We start from the raw sequence: 4,858 nt of genomic DNA on the forward strand, positions 1-4,858 counted from the left end.
ACGGAGCTTGCTGCAATGGCTGCTGGAGCCCATTTACAGCCTGCGGGGGCGCCTGTGATGGAGGCGACCACGCGACAGCCAGCCGGCCAAGGTCGGCCGGAAAAGCTTCTGCATTTTTCCTCAGGCCGCCAGCTGCCGATGATTTTGCAGACTGAGGCTGCGGAATGCGGGCTGGTGTGTCTGGCGATGATTGCTGGATTTCACGGCTATGATACCGACCTCGCCGGCCTGCGCCGCCGCTTCCATATCTCCAGCCACGGCACCAACCTCAAGGCCCTGATGGATATGGCCGGGCGTCTGCACTTGGCCGGCCGCGCCCTGCGCCTTGAGATGGAACACTTGGAAGAGCTACAGCACCCCTGTGTGCTGCACTGGGATATGAGTCACTTTGTCGTGCTCAAATCCGTACAGCGTAACAAGATCATCATCATGGAATCGGTGCGGGCTATCCAGACCGTCAAACTGTTCCAGCGCGAGAACGACCCTCCAGGGCCAGTGGCACAACCGCCTCGCCGATGCTATCAACAAGATATTCGCATTGCCCGCTGGAATATCGGCTACAACACCATCAATCGCTTGTTGTTTGGTTTGGAAAACCTGTTGGTGATCTACTTCGCTGCAACCGCGGTGATGGGAAATATCCTCACCGTCGGTATGCTTTACGCCTTTATGAGCTACAAAACCCGTTTTGTAGCGTCGATGGATGCACTGATTGCCAAGTGGATCGAGTTAAAAATGCTGGGCCTGCATCTGGACCGCCTGTCCGATATTGTATTTACCCAAGTCGAGGATATAGACCGACCCGACAGCTGGCCAATGAGCGTCGATCAAGCGCATGCGCTGCAGGGCAAAATCGAAGTGCGCAAGCTGGGTTTTCAATTTGGTGAGGCGGAGGCCCCGGCGTTTCAGGATGTCAACTTTACCATTGAAGCTGGTGAAACCGTTGCCATCGTTGGTCCCAGTGGCTGTGGCAAGACCACATTGCTCAAATGCCTGATGGGGTTGCTGGAACCGACCGAAGGGGAAATCCTGATCGATGGCCAACCCCTGAAGAAACTGCCAAATTATCGCAGCCAGATTGCCGGTGTTATGCAGGACGATCAATTACTCGCTGGAACTGTCGGTGACAATATCGCCTGTTTCGAGCCTCAGGTGGATCTCCAGCGCATAGTCCACTGCGCAAATATGGCGTGTATCCATGAAGACATTATGCATATGCCCATGCAATACAACACCCTCGTTGGTGATATGGGCACCAGTCTTAGCGGAGGGCAGAAGCAAAGAATTGTGATGGCGCGCGCTTTATATCGCGCACCTCGCATCCTGTTCATGGACGAAGCGACCAGTCATCTGGATATAGCGAATGAATCGCTGGTTAACCAGCATATTCAGCAGCTTGCTATTACTCGGATATTGGTTGCACATAGACCGGAAACGGTCGCTTCCGCGGGAAGGCGGATTCAACTAACGGCAGGTGAGACTGCCAATCACAATTGATATTTTAGAGAGAAAATAATGCAAGAACTAATTACGAATGAGCTCGAGCAGGTAAATGGTGGTATCCTGACGGTTGCTGGGGGTGCAGTTATTGGCGGACTTGTAACTGGAACTAGCAGTGCTATGAATGGCGAAGGGTTTTGGGGAGGATTTGCCAGTGGAGCAGTAAGTGGCGCGCTTATTGGAAGTGGCGTTGGTATATTTGCTACTAGCGCAGTAGCCGGAACTACATTGATTGGAGCTGGATCAGCATTAGGGATAACTACTGGTCTTAATGGCGGTGGCGGTGGCGGTGGCGGTGCCGGTAGGAGGTATTTCATCGAAATGCAATAAGCTATAATTAGTAAAGTTTTCCGGGCAGGACTTTCTGCCCGGATTTTGGCTTTTCCTTATACGATTGCCTAAGGAAAAGGTAAATATCTATTTACTAATTTTACATCTGCAGGTAATGTTATTTCACTTAAAAAGCTCTATTGAATATATAATGATATTTTTACAAGCATTGATAACTTCTATCTTAGTTGTTGGAATTGGTCCACGCATTTTGAGAAGAAAATTTACGCTACGGACATTAACTCAGCTTTTTTGTATTTTCTTTATTTATCAACTTATTCTACAAACTTATGTTTATGAGACGCTATTATGCAAATCTCTATATATTTCTACAATAATGGGCTCTCTAAGTTTAGCTGGATCCATTGTTATGTTTTTGGTGCATAAGCGTAGTAATTCCAAAGCACTTTAGGATATCAGATGTGCGTGAATTCTCGGCATGGTTAAAAGCTGAATCTCCCCTTTCCGCATAGAGCACAGTTAAATGATCCTGATGACTGTAACATATACCCAAAGCGTTTGAAAATTAGGTTTTACAAAGAGAAAATTTTTGGCTGACAGAGGAGCAGTCCGGGAACTGCACGAGGCGCACAGAGTCGAGCGCAATCGCCATGCGGTCTACAAAATCAACGCGGCTATTTTGCTCGGTGCGGGCTGAAATTTAAAGGCGGTCCGAGAAGCGTTATTACTTGATGACGAAACGTTAAGATCTTATGTAGAGAAATACCGGTCAGGTGGTATTGCGGAATTGGTCAAGAGGAACTACCAGGGTCCCACATGTCACTTAAGTGATTCACAGCAGATGAAGCTCTGTGAGGAGCTGGAAAGTAAGATTTATCTCACGACACATTCCGTTATTGAATATATTCGAGAAACCTTCGGAGTTGAATACACATCCAGTGGTATGCGGGATCTCCTGCATCGTTTGGGCTACGAATTCAAAAAACCAAAATTGGTTCCAGGAACACCGGACCGGGAAGCTCAGGAAACATTTGTGGAACAATATGAGCAATTCATGGAGGAAAAGCCGGAAGATGAGGATGTATTCTTCATTGACGCGGTGCACCCGGAGCATAACACGATGGCGGCTTATGGTTGGATAAAGCGCGGGCAGAAACGAAAATTGCAGACTAACTCTGGTCGCCGGCGGTTGAACTTGCATGGTGCGATCAATGCAGAAACCTTGGATGTGACGGTTATAGAGTCGGAGACGGTTGATGCAGAATCTACCATTACTTTGCTTGAAACGCTGAATCAGAAATACCCACTGTCGGACCGTCTTCATATTATTTTAGATAATGCCCGCTATCATTACTCACGGGCCGTCAAAGCCTGGCTGGAGGAGAACGATCGAGTCAATTTGGTATTTTTACCTGTCTAGTCGCCAGAATTGAACTTGATTGAACGATTATGGAAATTTTTCAAGAAAACCGCTCTGTACAATAGATACCATGAAGGTTTGAATGCGTTTCGGGAAGCGTCGATAGAATTTTTCCGAGGGATAGGTCGGCGAAAACTGGAATTGAAAACACTGCTCGGTGGAGGGCTTGAGGGTTTTTGACTCATTTTTCAAAACCTAAATCTCAAACGCTTTGGGTATAGAGCAAGCATCATTTTTTGAGATTTTTGGCTTGCTAGGAAATTTCCAAAATAATATTTTCGGATTACTACAGACTGTTAAAGAATCTTACCAATTATGCTGGAAAAATAAGCTTATCTGTGTCATCATTGGTGTGGTGTATTAAACTATTTACTGAAATGCAAGGGCCTGCCTAGCCCTTCCTACCTTCGCCAAAATTTCATCGACTGATTTTGTCCATACAAATGGCTTTGGAGCCTCGTTATGTGCATCGATAAACCCTGTGATAGCCTCCTCCACTTCTTTTACTGAAGTGAACACGCCGCGGCGTAATTGCTTTTCCGTAAGAAGCCCAAAGAATCGCTCTACCAAATTGAGCCATGATGAGCTTGTTGGAATAAAGTGCAAATGGACACACTTGTTGCGTTTGAGCCAGTTTTTCACTTTCTCGTGCTTATGGGTTGCATAGTTGTCCACAATTAAATGAAGCTCTAAGTCTTTGGATGTTTGCTTTTAAACAGTCTTTAGAAAAGCTAAGAACTCCTGATGCCGATGTCGTTTTTTGCACTGACCAATAACTTCCCCGCTTAAGGTGTTGAGCGCCGCAAACAGAGTACTGGTTCCATTACGTTTGTAGTCGTGGGTCATGGTCCCACAACGTCCAGGCTTTATTGGCAGTCCCGGTTGAGTACGATCCAAGACTTGAATGGAGTTTTTTTCATCTACGTAAAAAATAACGGCATTTTCCGGTGGCGACAAATACAAACCAACAACACCCTGAAGCTTCTCTTCAAAATTGGAATCATTACTCACCTTGAAGTATTTGGTCAAATGGGGCTTTAATCCTACCTCTCGCCAAACTCTAATAACGAAGGAATGATTGATTCCCAGTACCTTGGCGAGCCCTCTGGTTGTCCAGTGGGTACTATCTTTTGGTCTATCTTGGGTAGTCATGTTGATAATTTTGGAGCGCAGCTTAGCTTGCTCTACAGAATCCTTTCCTCCATGGTTACTTCCTCACGGGAGATCTTTTTCTATACCTAGAAGGCCCTTATCTGCAAAGCGATTCCGCCATCGCCCAACTTTGTTAACATCAATATTCAGCTCTTTGGCAATTTTGTAGTTAGGGATATTCTGGCCGGCCAGCAATAAAATCTTTGAACGCTCAACAAGCCTCACCGATGTCTTGCGGCTTTTTACGTATTTTTCCAGCTGCTTTCTATCTTTATCTGACAGTGTAATTTTGACCTGAGCGGGCATCTGACTAACTCCAGTTTGTGGGGAGAGCACTCAAGAGTATATATCAGCAATCAATTTAATACACCGCAGTAAATATCCACCGGCAAAGCCGGTGGCTTTAATCGTGAACCGTTCAAAGCGGTCTGTACGGAACTAACGTTCCTTGAGCCCCCAAAGGGGGCTGCCTATATCTTCATACCAAGTTCAGTT

At 46.4% G+C, this 4,858-nt stretch carries 2 protein-coding genes and 2 pseudogenes; 3 read left to right on the forward strand and 1 reads right to left on the reverse strand.

All coding sequences use genetic code 11. The annotated features are described in order from the left end of the window. The 3 genes and pseudogenes from Q1A48_RS20530 to Q1A48_RS20540 form a co-directional block, all read left to right on the forward strand. A partial coding sequence (locus Q1A48_RS20530; protein ID WP_366523458.1) for an ATP-binding cassette domain-containing protein occupies positions 1 to 1,497 on the forward strand: 1,497 nt, incomplete at its 5' end. A gap of 18 nt (positions 1,498 to 1,515) precedes the next feature. Continuing rightward, positions 1,516 to 1,830, forward strand: a complete 315-nt coding sequence (locus tag Q1A48_RS20535; protein WP_299948616.1) for a hypothetical protein — start codon at positions 1,516 to 1,518, stop codon at positions 1,828 to 1,830. A 688-nt stretch (positions 1,831 to 2,518) separates the two neighbouring features. After that, positions 2,519 to 3,211 (forward strand): annotated as a pseudogene (locus Q1A48_RS20540) (IS630 family transposase); the annotation flags it as partial. 369 nt (positions 3,212 to 3,580) lie between these two features. Here the strand turns inward: Q1A48_RS20540 and Q1A48_RS20545 are convergent. Beyond that, a pseudogene (locus tag Q1A48_RS20545) lies at positions 3,581 to 4,669 on the reverse strand (IS630 family transposase). Between the last annotated feature and the right edge of the window lie 189 nt (positions 4,670 to 4,858).

This window comes from uncultured Microbulbifer sp., from assembly GCF_947489355.1.
GTDB lineage: Bacteria > Pseudomonadota > Gammaproteobacteria > Pseudomonadales > Cellvibrionaceae > Microbulbifer.